Raw genomic sequence first — 15954 nt, forward strand, 5'->3', positions numbered from 1 at the left:
TTTTCTCCTTCTTCATGGCCTTGGTGTTGCCCCTTGGGGCGGTTTGTTAGTTGGTGATCTCCAATCTTGCCTGAGCGCAGACATCGACAATGTGGTCGTAGCCCATCTTGGAATACTCTTGGGGTGGGGCCTTGGCGGGGTCCTGTTCGGCCTCGACCACGATCCAGCCGCTATAACCCATAGATTTCAACGCATTCGCCACGGCTTGAAAATCAATGCAACCATCGCCAGGCACAGTGAACGCTCCCGCGACGACAGCATCCAGGAAGCTGCGGTTGTTTTCGCGCACATCCTGTACGACCGCCGGACGGATATCCTTGAAATGGACGTGATGCACCCGGTCACCCCACCGATTGAGGGTCGCCATCACGTTGCCGCCACCAAACAGCAAGTGGCCGGTATCAAAGCACAAGCCGACCTCGGGGCCCGACCCTTCCATCAACCAGTTCACATCCTCTTCGCTTTCGATAATCGTGCCCATGTGGTGGTGATAGGCCATCGGCATGCCCTGATCAGCCATCCATTTGGCCAGCTCGGTGATTTTGGCGGCATAGGCCAACACCTCATCCCGGGACAGTTTCACCCGGTCATTAACCGCGACCCCGATCTGCCCCTGCACGGTGTTCGAACATTCGGCATAGACGATGCACGGGCTGTTGAGCGCTACGAATTGTTCGACCTGCGCGCGCACGGCCTCGCGCTCGGTGACAAAATCGTTAACCAGAGAAGCCCCAGAACACCAACCGCCACACAGGACGATATCATTGGTGTCGAGATAGGCGCGCAGACCTTCGGTATCGCCGGGCATCCGCTGACCGCGTTCGACGCCGGTATAGCCGATCTCGCGCGCCTCTTTCAGGGCCTGTTCCATCGTGTAAGCCGCGGTCAGGTCCGGCAGATCATCATTCTGCCATGCAATCGGAGAGATGCCGATCTTCACGCTCATTTCGTGTTTCTTTCCTTGATGGCAACCTCATAGGCTGCGCGCTTTTCATTCACTTCCGGGCGGATGCTGACTTCGGGCACGGCCACTTCCCACCAGGTGCCGCCATATTCGGTCGACGGGTACGGATCGGTGTCTATGACGACCACATAGGGGCCGGTGACCTCGCCACGTTTGGCCAATGCCTGCTCCAGCTCAACGATCGAGCCCACCTTGACCGAGGTCGCCCCCATCGCCGCCGCATGCGCAGCGAAGTCTATGGCCGAGGGCGTTTCGTGCACCGCGTGATCCAGCAAATTGTTAAACTCGGCCCCGCCAGTGCCCATTTGCAGACGGTTGATGCAGCCGAATCCACGATTGTCGGTCACGACGACAGTAAAGGAAATGCCCATCATCGCTGCCGTCGCCATTTCGGAGTTCGCCATCATATAGGTGCCGTCACCGGTAAAGCAGATGACGTCGCGATCAGGCTGGGCCATCTTGATGCCCATTGCACCGGCGATTTCATAGCCCATGCAACTGAACCCGTATTCCATGTGATAGGCACCTGGGCGGGGCGCTTTCCACAGCTTGTGCAGCTCACCCGGCATCGTGCCCGCGGCGCACATGACTACCGTGTTATTGTCCGAGGCGCGTTGCACCGCACCCACTACCTGCATATCCGTAGGCAACGCGTTTCCGTCACCGGGCGCGTCGGTCAGTGCATCCACCTTGCCAAACCAATCTGCCTTCAGCGTGTCCGCCACCGGGTCGGCCCGGTAGCCGTGCAAGGCTTCGCCAAGTTCCTCTAACCCGACACGCGCATCGCTTTGCAGCGGCATTGCGCCGTGTTTTTCGGCGTCATAGGCGGCTGTGTTCAGGCAGATCATCTCGCGGTTCGGATTGGAAAACAGCCCCCAGGACCCGGTGGTAAAGTCCTGCAACCGCGTCCCAACAGCAAGCACCAGATCGGCCTCGGCGCAGGTGGCGTTGGCCGGTTCACCACCGGTTACACCAACCGGGCCAAGGTTCAACGGATGATCCCAGGCCAGCGCCGATTTCCCGGCCTGCGTCTCGGTGATCGGGATATTGTGGGATTCCACAAAGCTCTGCAGCACATCCGTCGCTCCGGAGTAATGCACGCCACCTCCGGAAACGATAACGGGACGTTTGGCTGATCTGATCGCAGCCACCGCACGGGCCAACTCCGCCTCATCCGGGCGAATGCGGCGCTGATACCAGACCCTCGGCTCGAAGAAACTCTCGGGATAGTCATAGGCTTCGGCCTGAACATCCTGGCAAAAGGCCAACGTCACAGGCCCGCAATCGGCCGGATCGGTCATGGTGCGAAAGGCACGAGGCAAGGCCGTCAACAGATGTTCAGGCCGCGTGATGCGATCATAGTACCGGCTGACCGGGCGAAAACAGTCATTGGCACTAACCGTACCATCACCAAAGCTTTCGATCTGTTGCAACACAGGGTCAGGCCCGCGGGTGGCAAACACATCGCCGGGGATAATCAGAACCGGCAACCTATTCACATGCGCCAACGCCGCCGCGGTGACCATATTGGTCGCCCCCGGTCCAATGGATGAGGTCACCGCCATCGCCCGCATCCGCCGCGTCTGCTTGGCATAGGCAATCGCGCAATGTGCCATTGTCTGTTCATTTTGCCCGCGATAGGTTGGCAGGCTGTCTTTCGCGCCGTGCAGCGCTTCGCCCAGCCCGGCCACATTGCCATGGCCAAAAATGGCCCAGACACCGGCGATAAAGGGCTCGCCCGCTTCGTTCATCTGCGCGCCCAGATAGCGCACCAAAGCTTGCGCTGCGGTCAGTCGGACTGTGTTGCCCATAGTGATACCTTTCAACACAAGGCCATCTCGGCCATTCCTGCAATTTCGAAATTAGCGGGCCTGTGGCCCAGACGGGGGAACGGTTAAACCGTTCCGCCCAAAGAGCCTTCCAGCTGGGCCATTTCCTGACCTCCGGCCATCAGGTCCTGCAATTCCTCGGGTGTGATCTCTCCACGTGTGGCCGTGCCCAGCGTCTTGCCACGATTGAGCACGGTAAAGCGATCACCCACTGCCAGCGCATGGCGCACGTTATGGCTGATAAACACCACACCCACGCCCTGATTACGCACCTTGTCGATGGTTGCCAAAACATTCGATGTCTGACGTACCCCAAGTGCCGAGGTCGGCTCATCAAGGATCAAAACCTTGGCCCCGAAGTAAACCGCCCGGGCAATGGCAACCGTCTGACGCTCGCCCCCTGACAGGGTTCCAACGGCCTGATCCGGCCCGCGCAGATTGATACCCATCTTGCGCATCTCGGCCATACAGACCTCATTGGCCTGGTCGATATCGAACCGTTTCAGCAATCCCTTGCCCTTGGTCGGTTCGCGACCCATGAAGAAATTCCGCGTCACACTCATCAGCGGGATCATCGCCAGATCCTGAAACACGGTCGCAATGCCCGCCTCCATCGCATCGCGTGGCGTGTCAAACTGCAGCGGTTTGCCTTCGAAAAAGATCTCGCCCTTGGTGGGTTTGTGAACTCCGGACATGGTCTTGATGAAGGTCGACTTTCCGGCACCGTTGTCGCCCAGCAGGCAGTGGCATTCGCCAGGCCTGACGTCAAAGCTGACGCCTGCCAGGGCAATAATGTTACCAAAGTGCTTTTCGATATTCTTCATTTGCACGATCGGCGCGACATCCTTTACCGCATCCCCGTGATGGAACTTGCTGTCTTCAGTCATATCAGCGCTCCCCGGTTACGCGTTTGCGGATGGCGTTGTTGAACAATACCGCGATCAGAAGCATTGCGCCCAGGAACACCTGGAACCAGTCCTGATCGAAATCCGTGTAAGTCAGCCCGATGACCACCATGCCAAAGATGATCGCGCCAAAGAACGCCCCGATGGCCGATCCATAGCCGCCGGTCAGCAGACAGCCCCCGATCACCGCCGCAATGATGGCCTCAAACTCTTTCTGGAAGCCACGGCGCGCATCGGTCGATCCCGCGTCGATCACGGTGATGATTGCAACCAGCGCCGCGCAACAGGCGGTTAGCATGAACAAAGAAACTTTGATACGGCTCACCGGCACACCAGAATTCGACGCCGCATTACTGTCGCCACCGGCGGCAAAAATCCAGTTTCCAGCTGGGGTCCGCAGCAAAACATAGGTCGCCGCTAGGGCCAGAACGATAAACCACAAAATCTCGACCGGAATGCCCGGTACTTTCGGCGCCCCGTTTTTGAATGTGTCGATCAATCCGTTTGCAGCCAGCCAGGCAAACAAACCGGCAAAAGCTTCGCCCGAGAAGAACGGGGCCAGCCAGTCGTTTTCGACTACGTCGCGCACGCCACGCAGCTGGGTTGACCCCCCAGTGGCTGCTTTGAGACCCACCAGTGAGAGACCGCGCAGAATGAAAAGGAAAGCCAGAGTTACAATAAAAGAAGGCAAACCCGACCGTATGACGATATTGCCGTTCACCGCCCCAACAAAGGCCGCAAAAACAAATGTCATTGGGATCGCAATGATCAGAGGTAACTGCCAAGTCACCACGCAGACACCAAAGAACAGGCCTGCAAAGGCAACCATCGAACCGATCGACAGGTCAAACTCACCCCCGATCATCAGCAGCGCCGCTCCGATAGCCAGGATACCCAGCTGTGCCGCGGGCGTCATGAAGTTCATAACTCCAGCCAGCGTGAACATGGAATCGTCTGCCGTGAGCGCGAAGAAAATGACCACCAGTACCACACCGGCCATGGCACCAAGCTCTGGACGTTTCATCAGCTTGGTCAGAAACGGTTCTTTCTTTACGCGTTCGTCCGTAGTGACGGGTGCTGACTCACTCATGTTTCCCTCCCAATTCGGTTGAAACGGCGCACCTGGCGCCGTTTCTGTTTTTCACTGTCCCAAACGGATCAGCGGATACCCTGTGCCGACAGGTCGATAACCTGGGCTGCCTTGTCCTGTGTGATCAGGTTCGGACCCGATGGCACGTTGCCACCTGGCATCAGGCCGTATTTGGCATGCAGGCCCATGAAGTTCACAGACAGATAGCCCTGCAGATACTGCTGCTGGTCAATGGCAAATGCCGCATCTCCATCGGCGATGGACTGCAGGAAGTTCGCAGACAGGTCGAACGAGGCCACGTTCACATCACGGCCCGATGCTTTCACAGCCGCTACCGTGGGTTCACCAGCCGAACTTGCACCCAGCGCCATGACTGTGTCGACAGCGTCATTCGCGGCCAGAGCGGCCGAGACCTTCGCTTCGATTTCTGAAGGATCGTTCGAGGTCGGCAGAACTTCTACGCTGCCACCAAAGCCTTCGGCAAAACCGGCGCAACGCAGGTCAAGCGCCACGTTTCCTACTTCGTGGTTCACACAGATCGCATTCGCGCCACCCATCGAAGCCAGCTTTTCGCCTGCGGCCTTGCCCGCATCAAACTCGTCCTGACCGACATGCAGCAATGCGCCCAGCTGTTTGGACACGTCCGAACCCGAGTTGATCGAGATCACTGGAATTCCGGCAGCAACAGCACGTTCGATTGACGGGCCAAGCGCATCGGCATCCGGGATCGAGACAATCAACCCGTCCGGTTCCTGGTTCACGGCGGCGTCGATCAGCTGTGACATCGCAACCATGTCAAAGGTCTCGGGTGCGCGGTATTCCACGTTCACGCCGACATCCTTGCCCGCTTGCTCAACGCCGTTTTTCACGACGTTCCAGAAGGCGTCATTGGCCTGACCATGAGACACAACGACGATCTCCTGCGCGAATGCAGGCGTGGCCATCGCCAGTGCACCAGCTGCCAGTGCGCCTTTAAAGAAATTATTCATATGGTTTCTCCTCCCGTTTGAACAGTGTGTTGGGGTCTTGGCCCCAATCTTCCGATTAAACCGAATCTTCTTCGCCCCGATCCGGGGCGAAGCTGCCCCAAGTTTCCGCATATCCGATCATTTTGCAACCGGTTTCAAAACTTTGGCCAAAACCATCGACTGTCCGGACTGCGCAGAACGGGTTGCGGCCTCGGCCATAGCAAGCGCGGCGACACCGTCGTCCAGAGTTACAGGCACCCCTGATCCAGAATTTACTGACCTAACGAATGCATCCCATTCGGCGCGATAGGCAGACATGTAGCGTTCAAGGAAAAAGTAAGTCGGCTTGGCACCGGTCACGCCATTCGAAGTTGACTTAACCACTGAGTTTTCAAGGATATTTTGCGCCTGAAGCATCCCTTCTGATCCCAGCAGTTCAACCCTCTGATCATACCCATAAGCCGCACGCCGAGAGTTTTTGATCACAGCGATCCGGCCATCTGCATAAGTCATTGTCACGACCGCCGTGTCCACATCACCTACGGCACCGATTTCGGGGTCAACAACCGATGTGCCCACTGCCGAGATTACTTCCGGCAGGTCACCCATCAGGAAGTTCGCCATGTCGAAATCATGAATCATCATGTCCCGAAACAGCCCTCCTGATACTTTGACATAGCTCACCGGTGGCGGCGCTGGGTCGAAAGATGTAATGGACAACAACTCGGCCTTGCCGACCTCACCAGCCTCAAACGCAGCCTTCAAAGCAGCAAAATTCGGGTCGAATCGACGATTGAAGCCGACCATGACAGGCTGGCCGGTGGCTTTTGCAACGGATTGACAAGCAAAAGCCCTCTCAAGGCTCAAATCAACCGGCTTCTCGCACAATACCGCTTTCCCGGCTTGGGTGGCCGCTTCGATCAGGTCGGAATGCGTATCCGTCGGCGTGGCGATCAGCACCGCATTTATCGAAGGATCGGAAATAATCTCTTGTGACTGTCGCGCATTGGCCCCGAATTCCTCAGCCAAACGCGCCGAAGCTTCGGGCAGTGCATCAGACACCGCGCTCAGTTCACTGTAAGGATGCGCTGCAATAGCCTGCGCGTGAACACGCCCAATGCGCCCAGCCCCCAGCAATCCTACTTTTAGCATCCCGCGCCCCCGATTCCCTTTTTTCGACACCACAATGATTCTCTTTGCAACCGGTTGCAAGAATTATTTCACAGTTACGTGAATTCACCCTTGTTTTCGGGTACTCGGCAAGTGTGCCCACTGCAGCTGCGGCCGTCCAATTCACAAATAAACAGTAACTGGCGCCTCTGACTTAGAATGCAAGCGAAAGGCCGCGCGTCACTCTGAAATCACCTTATCTGGGAAACGCACATCGGCACTGTCAACACCTGTCTAGGCCTACCCTGCTATGGCTTGGATTCATTTTGGTTAACATAAAACCACGCAAGTGTTACACTCGGCGCATTATTAGATTCCAAGATTTATTTGCAGTTTGAGGTATTGTTATGGCCACAAGAATCCGCAAAAACGTTTGGACCCTGCCAGCCAACGACGAAACTCTGATCTGGTATGAGCGTGCTGTCGAAGTTCTCTGGGACCGAGATCTGGAAGACCCGACATCGTGGTTTTTCATGGGCGCAGTTCATGGGCAGCCGCAGAATTTTCCGGACATTCCCGGTTCCGGACAATTCTGGAACCAATGCCAGCACCAAAGCTGGTTCTTCCTGCCCTGGCACCGCGGATATATCACCGCATTTGAGGCCGTCGTCGGCAAAGCCGTCGCCGATCTGGGCGGGCCGCAGGATTGGGCGCTGCCTTATTGGGACTATTCCCAACCCCTGTCAGAAAACCCGAATGCGCGCCGCCTTCCTGTGGCGTTCCGTGAGCCGACCAAGTCAGACGGCACGCGCAACTTCCTGTTTTCCCGCCGACGTGTAGTGGTGAATGGAGATTTCGGATTTCCGGACGACGTGGTGTCGCTGGATGCGTTGGATCATGAAGATTTCACCAATGATACGCCCGGCTTCTCATCAGGGTTTGGTGGCCCGCAAACCGGGTTTCACCCCGGCGGTGGGGACAATGGCGCATTGGAAAGCACGCCCCATAACGATATACACGTTTGGATTGGGGGCTCTGGCGGTTTTATGGCAAATCCGGCCACTGCGGCCTTTGATCCGATTTTCTGGCTGCACCATTGCAACATTGATCGGCTATGGGAAGTCTGGCGCAACGCCGACCCGAGCCATGTCGCCCCACCCTCGCCACTGTGGCGCACAGGCCAGACATTCTCGATGCATGATGGCGATGGCGCGGCATTCACCTTCAACAGCGAAGAAATGCTGGACAGCACAAGCGTCCTGCACGGGTTTCAATATGACGGCGTTCCAACAGCAGTAGAACCCGCCATTCCAGCAGAGGAGTTCGTCATGGCAGGCAAGGAACCCGAGCTTGCCGGCGCAAGCGAAGCTCCGGTCAAGTTGCGTGGTGCAATGACCACTGCCGGCGTAAAGCTCGACACTTCAGTCGCGTTGATTTCCGGCGCCGAGGCCCCCGGCACCACCCGGCGCGTTCACCTGCATCTTGAGGGGATCAAGGGCCGTGGCATGCCCGGATCTTACCGCGTCATGCTGGATCTTCCGGATGACGCTTTGCCGCCAGCGATTATCGGCACCTTGTCGCCGTTTGGCCTTGAACAGGCAAGCAACCCGGACGGCCCACATGGCGGCAACGGCCTTGCGGTGACTTACGAGATCACAAAGCTGGCCTTCGCACTGGGGCTGAGCCAAGGCGACGCCAACAGGTTGCAAATCCGGTTTCAACGGATGTTTGATGACAGCGAGGCCTTTGGCCAAGTACCAGGGTTGGAACAGATCGCCCCAACAGAACAGCAGCCAGACATTGAGATCGGCCGCATAAACCTTTATTTCGACTGATCGCCCATGGCGTCGGCTACCGGAATAGATCGCCCTCGCCTGTTTGGACGGGCCGATATCGAAATACGCACGACACTTGGCGTGGCCGCGCTTGCATGGCTTTGGCTTGCTTTGGTGCCCGCGCCCTCATTGCATTGGCCGGCGATGGTTCTGGCGATGATGCTTCCAACGCTTGTTCCGCAGATCGCACATGTCCGCGCGCGCAGCTTCGCAGATCGAAGATCACGCGCGGCACTTCTGTTTGTTCTGCCATATCTGTTGGCCTGGCTGGTCGCAGGCGCGCTTGCTGCGTTTCTTCTGGCGCCGGTTCTGCACCAAACCGTGTTTGCACCGTTGGCTTGCCTGTGCGCCGCAGCATGGCAGTTCAGCCCGCAAAAACGCAGCGCATTAAGGAAATGCCACAGCCGTCCGGTCCTGGCCGCCTTTGGTCCAAGTGCCGACCGCGATGTGCTGATCTTTGGGCTGACCTATGCGCGCGATTGCATCACCTCTTGCTTGCCGATGATGCTTGTCATGCTGGGGACCCACGACTTTGCCGTCATGATCTTTTTGACAGTGATCATCCTGTCGGAGCGCGCCGTTCTTCGCCCCGACCCCCGCGCCAGCGCATTCACCCTGTTGCTGACCGCGCTGGCGCTTACGGCGTTGGCCCATGCGCCCCACCATCTTTTGCTTTTGTATAAGGATATTTGCCATGCAGGAATATGACGCCCTAACAAGGTCCGATGTCTCGCTCGACGGCGATCCGCTAGTCATTGAAGTGGTCTCGGATACACCGCAATCGTTGTCGGCTATTCAAGAACGTGTGGGTAGTGCACTTCCTGATGTTGCCACCAGTACCCAAGCGGTCTTCGACGCAGATGCGGATCGATTTTTCTTTGTTGAATTCCCCGAGATCGATCCAAAAGGCCAAGAGCGTGAGGTTTTTGCATTTGGCCGTGCCCTCCGTATGGCGCTGGACGTAGCCGAGGCCAACCCGGTCTTGCCAGACAGCCTGTACGGGGCTGCACATGTGGGTACGGAAAGCTTTCTCAGTTTCTGCGAAACCAAGCGCGACAACTCTCGGCCCTATGGCTGGCACCACAAACGGATCAAGACACCGCTGGCCTGGCAGCACACCCGGGGTCAGGGCAGCAAGGTCGCGGTGATCGACACTGGCTATTCCGACCATAGCGAACTGGCGGGCGTGATTGAAACCAACGGCATGTGGAATTTTGTCGAAGGGAACGGGGATGCGCGTGACCGGTTTTCAGGCGGCGTCCTAAAACATCCTGGTCATGGCACGCTTGTCACCTCGGTCGTCGGATCGCGGGGCGGGGCCGATATGAATGGCGATACCACCTCGCCCGGGGCAATAACCGGTACGGCCCCTGCGGCCAAGGTTCTGCCGATCCGGGCGATCAAATCGGTGATCGACATGACCCAGCTGCGTATTCCTGCGGCAATCTCTCATGCGGTCAACCAAAACGCCGATGTCATCGTGATGGCGCTTGGCGGGCCGGTGCGGGTCTCTTCAACCGAACAGGCGCTGCGCAATGCGGTACAGGCCGGACTGGTCATCGTCTGCGCCGCGGGCAACTGTTATCCGAACGTGGTCTTTCCCGCCGCCTATGCATCACTGGAAATCTGCACAGCGGTCGCTGCACTGCAGCCCGACAGACGCCCCTGGCGCAAAACTGGGCGTGGCCCCGAGGTCAGCTTTTCGGCCTATGGCGAAAACGTGTGGGGCGCGGCCAAGAACAAGGCGACCGACCCAAACTCGGGTATCCGCGCCAGCCAGGGCACCACGCTTGCCACCTCGATGACAGGCGGTGTCGCTGCACTTTGGGTCGCGCATCACGGCGGTCGGGCGGCGCTGTTGCAAAAGGCCCAGAATGCAGGAACAACCGTTCAGGCGATGTGGTTGCACTGTGCCAAACACGGGATGAACAAGCCAGCCGTCTGGAACGGGGCTACCGATCTTGGCGCGGGCATCATCAACGCTCAGGCGGTCCTGGACGCGCCGCTACCCACAGGCGCCGAAAGCCCGGCGGCACCCGATCCGAATGCGACCCCAACATTGAACATTCTAGTCTCGCATCTTGCGGGAACAGACAGCTCCGCCGCCGGAGAGGTTACCCCTGACATGGCCGATTACGCCAATGAGATCATCTGGCTCAGCTATCGCCGTGGGGCCCGCAAACGCATCGCCGAAAGCGATGGTGGGGCCGAGGCCATGGTTGGCGAAGACGCCCCGACCTCGGGGCTGGACACCGCATTGTCGGACAAACCGGCCCTCAGCGCCTATTTGGGCATGGGATAAGCCACGGATGGTGAATGCAGCGCATATCCGGATTGCAATCCGAAAGCATGAACCGATTGTGCGTCATGCTTTGACTGCGCTGTTTCCCGACCCTGATGACCCGGTGAATTATGAAGCCGTCGAGGAAAGTGTAGACGAAGATATCGGCGAAACGCTTGCCGATGTCTTGCTGGAAATTCTGGTCGACGCTGCGAAGGTCAAACAGTTCCTCAATTTTCTGCGCGCGCGCGGCGCCGACCCTGTGCCGCGCGACCGTAACCTGATTTTTGCCGAAAACATCGCTCGGTTTGACGGCACCCTGATCGGCACACCGGCAAATAATTCGTTCGACTTTGCCGCATTGGGCGATTTTGCCCCGCGCGCGGAAAGCTTTCGCTGTCAGATCTGGATCAACAACACATTCGAAGGATCCGGCGCGTTTGTGGCCCCAAACCTGGTGCTGACCGCAGCCCATGTTCTGGACCCGCTAAACGCTGTGCCCGCCGGGGTCGACCCTCGGCTTGAAATACTGGCCTCGGACGAAAAGCGGTACCGGGCAAAATGCGTAAAGCTCTGGCCCTATCACGACAGTGAAAAGGCCGGGAACCTGCCGCCGGGCGATGAGGTGGATATCGCGCTGCTGCGGATATTCCTGCCGCTGGGGCATACCTATGGCAGTGTCGATGTGACCGGCGATCCCCCCGATTTTGAGGGTGCAGACCTGTTCACATTGGTCCACTACCCCGAAGGTGTCACCAAGGGGTTCATGCCCGGCAAAGTGCACCGAGAACCTGGCGCCAAGCGGTTCCCTCATGACATCGACACATCCGGCGGGTCATCGGGTGGCCCAGGTTTTGACAGCCAGTTCAGGTTTCTGGGCATCCACCAGGGCAAATGGGAGACGACCAAACGGCTTGTCCCTTTCGAGCAGTTCCACGATGACCCCGACTTCCAAGATCTGATCAGCAAAAACTCGAACCAGCGGGACATGTGGTCGCTGAGCCGCGACATTGACGGAACCATCATCATCGGCCGCAACCAATTCGTAACCGGGCTTGCCCATATGCTGGATCATCCCAAATCCAAACTGCGTGGGATCTGGATCAGGCGCGAGGATACGACGTCTATTCGCGGTCTCGGTTTCAGCTATGACATGCTGGAATCCTATCTGCTGATGCAAGAAGCACCTAACGCCGCGCCGCAACATCGTTGCATCCGTTTGGGGCCGACCCTGAATACGGACGATTTACTTGCAGATCTGGCCGAGAAGGCCAACGGGACCGTCGCCTCGCCAGACGCTGCTGCTGGAACAACCGCCGCCCAGACCACCGATGTTGCATTCGAGGGCAGCCGCGCGGAGACCCTGATTACGGACATGGACCTGGCCGCCCAAACCGCAGGGCAAACATGGTGGATCTATTTCGACAACCCGCCCGAAGGGCTCTCACCACGTGCCCAGGTACAGTTCGAGCACATCGCCAAATGCTTGCCCACATCCGAGAACCTGCGCCTGATCCTCGCAGGCTATGAGACCTATCGCCTGTCGCCCCTGCGTTTTGCCAATGTCGGCGCGGTCGACGGCGCGCAGCGCAGCGGCCTATTGGTGGAAGAGCTGGGACCATTCACACGTAGCGATGTTGAGGCTACACTGAACAGCATGATCACCTCGCTTGACCCGGCAAAAGAGCTGACACCGGCTGCTCGACGGGCAATGGTGGACTCTGCTCTGGCCGGGTTGAGCCCTGACAACACAGGTGAATTCGATGGCGAACATCTGGAAACCGTTGTCACCCGTGTTCGCCAAGAGGCCAAACGCTTTCTGGAGATAGAAGAATGAACCAGGCGCAGGAAGAACTTCGTTCGCGCCTGCTGCGCGCCGCCGCCCTTCGAGGGGCATTTGAACCACGGCAGCTTATGCGCGAGGTGCTGAGCGAAGATGAGTACCGCAACCGGGTGCTACGGGCCCGGCTGATGTCATCCCTGCGCGAGTTGAGCCATGTTGATAAGTCGGGCAGCTCTACGAAATGGATACTGCGCCTGACTGCACGACATCGCGAATTATCCGGGATCGAAGAGTTCGACTCGGCGGCAACGCAGACCGAGATCGTGCAGGCTCTGTCGGGACGAGAAGGTTTCGCACCGAGCGCTCTGGATCACCTTATCGAGGCGGAAACAGATGAACAAAACCTGTCGCAGCACCTTGTCACGTTAGAGCGTGCAGGCCAAAAAGCGCCGGGATATGACCGCCTGTTCAGGCTGCGCAGCCGATTGAACCTGCTCAGACGCGAGCGCCGATCAAAAGAGCGCCTGGGTGAGAAATTCGTGGGGCGAGTCAGCGAAATCGACATGATTCAACGCTGGATCGACCATCCGTTGCGCCATGCCCCTTTGAAAACCCTGCATATCGAAGGTCAGTACGGAATCGGCAAATCCTACCTTCTGGAACGCATCATCCAGATCACCGGCGAACGCGACGACGTCATCCTGATCCGGCTGGATTTCGATCAGCCCTCATTGCAGACCGGTCCGATCTTTGAAGAGGTCTCGCGCCAGATCGGCACCGCGATACCACAGGCGGCGCCCGATTTGCGCAGATTGCGGCTGCGCTATTCCGAACAGGTCACCCGAGAGATCTACGAAAGCTCGGACCTTACACCGCGTCAGTTGATCCGGGCGATGATCAATGCGGTGGCTGATGCCGGTCTGCGCCTGGTTATCCTGCTGGATACGCTTGAAGTTCTGGATGGTCAGGGCGCTACTTTCGTGAACAACCTGATGAGCGATCTGGACCGTTTTGTGGAAAAGGAACAGATCGAAGTATCGATCATCTCTGCCGGTCGCGGGCCGATTTTCGGCGATGATCACCCAAGACGGGGCGAATACATCAAGCTCGACCAGATCGAAGACGAGTTGGTCAATCAAACGCTGGATGAGGCCGGAATCCCCGAGGAATTCCGCGATCAGATCATTTTGCGCTGTCAGGGCAACCCGTTGAAATTGCGGCTGTTGATTGACGAGGTGCAGACCGAGGGCCGATTGGCCGAAGTCTCCGAAGACGAGAATGACCCGATTGCTGCAGGCATCGTAAACCGGGCCGTCACATCGCGCCTGCCCGTGCATCTGCGCGGCATTGCCAATTACGGCATGGTTCTTAGCGAGATAAACGCCGACAATCTGAACGGCATCGTCGCACCGGCGCTTGGGCTGGGCGACCTCAGCGACGAAGCAGGCACAATCGTCGCGGATCTTGGTCTGCAATCCTGGCTGATGGACGCCGCCACCGAAGGTCAACTGACCCATAAGGCCGATATGCGGCGGGACCTGTTGGAACCGACCTACAGCCAAAGCCCCATCGAAACCGCGCAGGTCAACCGCGCGGCCTGTGCGTATTACGCCGACCGCGATCCGCTGCTGTTCCTGTACCATTCGCTTCAGCTTATGCGCGTCGGAGAAGCCGCGCCAAGCATCGACCCCTCATTGGCCGAACGCTTCCCCGAACATCTTCTGACCGAGCTGCCAATCGACGCGCAGGACCTGATCCGTCAGGCACGCGGCCAGCGTTCGGCCCCGGTGCAAAAGACCGAGCAGCGGGAATACAGCGCAGCCGGGCTGGACAGCGGTTCCGATCTGCCCCCATCGAAACTGGTACAAATTTCCCCAAAAGCGGCCACTGCACGGGCGCAGATTATCAAAAGCCGCGGATATGTCGCCTCACCGGATGAGCGCGCTGTCAATGACCTGCGCGCGATGTTGGAACAGGGCCAGCGTCGCGAAGCGACCCATATCATCCGCGAGGGGCTGCGGGGCGCCTATGTTCCGGCAAGCGAGGTTGGTATCCTGATCCTGTGCCACAACTGGCAAAGCGGTCATTGGTCCATGGCACGTGATCTGTTCAACCTTCTGCCCGAAGACACAGTGCTAAGGCAAATGCACGAGCGGCCCGAGCTGGAAGGCCGCATCCTGCTGGAGGTATTGGGGGAGTTCCGGTTCAGACAGTTGATCGAGAACCTGCACGACAAGGAATTCCACGAAGTCGCGTTGCGCGTTGTGAACCGATCATCCCGGATTGGAATGCAGTCCGCAGCGCTGGAATTCGCGCTTATCGCAATGGGCATGAGCTTTGAGGGGGATCATGAGGTTCTGGGCCTGATCGCCCCCTATCTGGATCACGGCCCGCGTGAACTAACCTATGAAAGACTGCGCTTCGCGGGGGGTATCCGTCAGGAATTCGGGTTGGAGTATTCGGAACCAGACATGCCCAACCCAGACTTACCGACGGATGATTACGGGCTCGCCCTGGCCCCGTTGAACCCCTATTTCGACCGGATGCTGGCACTTGTCGACGAGTTTCAGGTGAGCGGCCGGGGTCGTGTTCTGAGCGATTTGTCCAACCTTGCCACCGGCCTGTATGAGGCGGCTGACATCTTTGCCCCGGGCCTGCAGGGGATCGATGACGCAATGGCCCAGATGTCCGACCGGCCCACCGACGTGCTGTCATTGCTGCGCGCCATGGGCCTGACCTCGGACTGGGCCGAAGGATACAGCTTTTACCACCCGATTCCCGATCTCCCAACGCTTGCGCGTGCGGCCAGACGTTGGCAGCAGGTCATCGGCGGCTATTGGGCCTTCCCGTCGCCCCCGCCTCCGGAATGGAATTCCTCTCGGAAATGGAGCGACCTGACGTCCAGCCGAACCCTCGAGCTTTTGGAACGTGGCAGTCATGGCCTGGCAGACCGTGTTCTTAGCTTTTGGGCGGACCCATTGAACGAAGGGCGCAAGAAAACCACTCAGACCCTGCAACGCCGTCTGGCGAGTGTTGCCAAAGGGCTTACCCAGGGGTCAGGACCCGAGGCCATCCTGGGTCGGCTGACCAAAAGCCGGGCGCCGGTGGTGTTTCACCCGGCGCTGGCCATGCTTGTCGAAACCGGGATGCGGCCAGATTACCTCGATCCCAAAGGTCAGACCGATTGAC

Annotated in this window: 11 protein-coding genes; 5 read left to right on the forward strand and 6 right to left on the reverse strand. The window is 58.4% G+C overall.

The features are described 5' to 3' along the window. Positions 1-46: 46 nt before the first annotated feature. The 6 genes from iolE to iolG all read right to left on the reverse strand — a co-directional run bounded on the left by iolE (position 47) and on the right by iolG (position 6908). Positions 47-946, reverse strand: coding sequence for a myo-inosose-2 dehydratase (iolE, locus tag AC2FH8_RS06250; protein WP_281995351.1), 900 nt, complete (start codon positions 944-946; stop codon positions 47-49). After that, entirely contained in the window at positions 943-2775 is a 1833-nt protein-coding gene (gene iolD, locus AC2FH8_RS06255; protein ID WP_496688861.1) for a 3D-(3,5/4)-trihydroxycyclohexane-1,2-dione acylhydrolase (decyclizing), read from the reverse strand. The genes iolE and iolD overlap by 4 nt, the downstream gene beginning before the upstream one ends. An 83-nt stretch (positions 2776-2858) precedes the next feature. Continuing rightward, a complete protein-coding gene (locus AC2FH8_RS06260; protein WP_142635708.1) occupies positions 2859-3680 on the reverse strand; it encodes an ATP-binding cassette domain-containing protein in 822 nt (273 codons plus the stop codon). Position 3681: 1 nt separating this feature from the next. Beyond that, positions 3682-4788 carry an ABC transporter permease gene (locus AC2FH8_RS06265; RefSeq protein ID WP_142635706.1) on the reverse strand — a complete coding sequence of 369 codons (1107 nt, stop codon included), beginning with the start codon at positions 4786-4788 and terminating at the stop codon, positions 3682-3684. Positions 4789-4856: 68 nt separating this feature from the next. Then, the gene (locus tag AC2FH8_RS06270) at positions 4857-5777 is read right to left on the reverse strand and encodes a sugar ABC transporter substrate-binding protein (RefSeq protein WP_142635704.1); all 921 of its coding nucleotides are present in this window, start codon (positions 5775-5777) and stop codon (positions 4857-4859) included. Positions 5778-5894: 117 nt separating this feature from the next. Then, positions 5895-6908: an inositol 2-dehydrogenase gene (gene iolG, locus AC2FH8_RS06275; RefSeq protein WP_271948273.1), complete on the reverse strand. Its 1014-nt coding sequence runs from the start codon at positions 6906-6908 to the stop codon at positions 5895-5897. A 365-nt stretch (positions 6909-7273) separates the two neighbouring features. Here iolG and AC2FH8_RS06280 point away from each other — a divergent pair, with 365 nt between their 5' ends. The 5 genes from AC2FH8_RS06280 to AC2FH8_RS06300 are packed head-to-tail and all read left to right on the forward strand — an operon-like array spanning position 7274 to position 15953. Continuing rightward, a complete protein-coding gene (locus AC2FH8_RS06280) occupies positions 7274-8701 on the forward strand; it encodes a tyrosinase family protein (RefSeq protein ID WP_496688863.1) in 1428 nt (475 codons plus the stop codon). A gap of 6 nt (positions 8702-8707) precedes the next feature. After that, a complete protein-coding gene (locus tag AC2FH8_RS06285; RefSeq protein WP_281995353.1) occupies positions 8708-9409 on the forward strand; it encodes a copper chaperone in 702 nt (233 codons plus the stop codon). Beyond that, positions 9396-11003 carry a S8 family peptidase gene (locus AC2FH8_RS06290; protein WP_496688865.1) on the forward strand — a complete coding sequence of 536 codons (1608 nt, stop codon included), beginning with the start codon at positions 9396-9398 and terminating at the stop codon, positions 11001-11003. The genes AC2FH8_RS06285 and AC2FH8_RS06290 overlap by 14 nt, the downstream gene beginning before the upstream one ends. A 7-nt stretch (positions 11004-11010) precedes the next feature. After that, on the forward strand, positions 11011-12819 hold the full coding sequence (locus AC2FH8_RS06295; protein ID WP_496688867.1) for a S1 family peptidase: 1809 nt from the start codon (positions 11011-11013) through the stop codon (positions 12817-12819). Continuing rightward, positions 12816-15953, forward strand: coding sequence for an ATP-binding protein (locus AC2FH8_RS06300; protein WP_496688869.1), 3138 nt, complete (start codon positions 12816-12818; stop codon positions 15951-15953). Before AC2FH8_RS06295 ends, AC2FH8_RS06300 begins: the two co-directional genes overlap by 4 nt. The last annotated feature ends 1 nt before the right edge of the window (position 15954 follow it).

The sequence above is a fragment of the Ruegeria sp. CDSC025 genome (genome assembly GCF_059610805.1).

Excerpts from the sequence above, each read along its gene's own strand:
- iolE (WP_281995351.1), bottom strand. The coding sequence starts at position 946 with ATGAGCGTGAAGATCGGCATCTCTCCGATTGCATGGCAGAATGATGAT.
- iolD (WP_496688861.1), bottom strand. The coding sequence starts at position 2,775 with ATGGGCAACACAGTCCGACTGACCGCAGCGCAAGCTTTGGTGCGCTAT.
- AC2FH8_RS06260 (WP_142635708.1), bottom strand. The coding sequence starts at position 3,680 with ATGACTGAAGACAGCAAGTTCCATCACGGGGATGCGGTAAAGGATGTC.
- AC2FH8_RS06265 (WP_142635706.1), bottom strand. The coding sequence starts at position 4,788 with ATGAGTGAGTCAGCACCCGTCACTACGGACGAACGCGTAAAGAAAGAA.
- AC2FH8_RS06270 (WP_142635704.1), bottom strand. The coding sequence starts at position 5,777 with ATGAATAATTTCTTTAAAGGCGCACTGGCAGCTGGTGCACTGGCGATG.
- iolG (WP_271948273.1), bottom strand. The coding sequence starts at position 6,908 with ATGCTAAAAGTAGGATTGCTGGGGGCTGGGCGCATTGGGCGTGTTCAC.
- AC2FH8_RS06280 (WP_496688863.1), top strand. The coding sequence starts at position 7,274 with ATGGCCACAAGAATCCGCAAAAACGTTTGGACCCTGCCAGCCAACGAC.
- AC2FH8_RS06285 (WP_281995353.1), top strand. The coding sequence starts at position 8,708 with ATGGCGTCGGCTACCGGAATAGATCGCCCTCGCCTGTTTGGACGGGCC.
- AC2FH8_RS06290 (WP_496688865.1), top strand. The coding sequence starts at position 9,396 with ATGCAGGAATATGACGCCCTAACAAGGTCCGATGTCTCGCTCGACGGC.
- AC2FH8_RS06295 (WP_496688867.1), top strand. The coding sequence starts at position 11,011 with ATGGTGAATGCAGCGCATATCCGGATTGCAATCCGAAAGCATGAACCG.
- AC2FH8_RS06300 (WP_496688869.1), top strand. The coding sequence starts at position 12,816 with ATGAACCAGGCGCAGGAAGAACTTCGTTCGCGCCTGCTGCGCGCCGCC.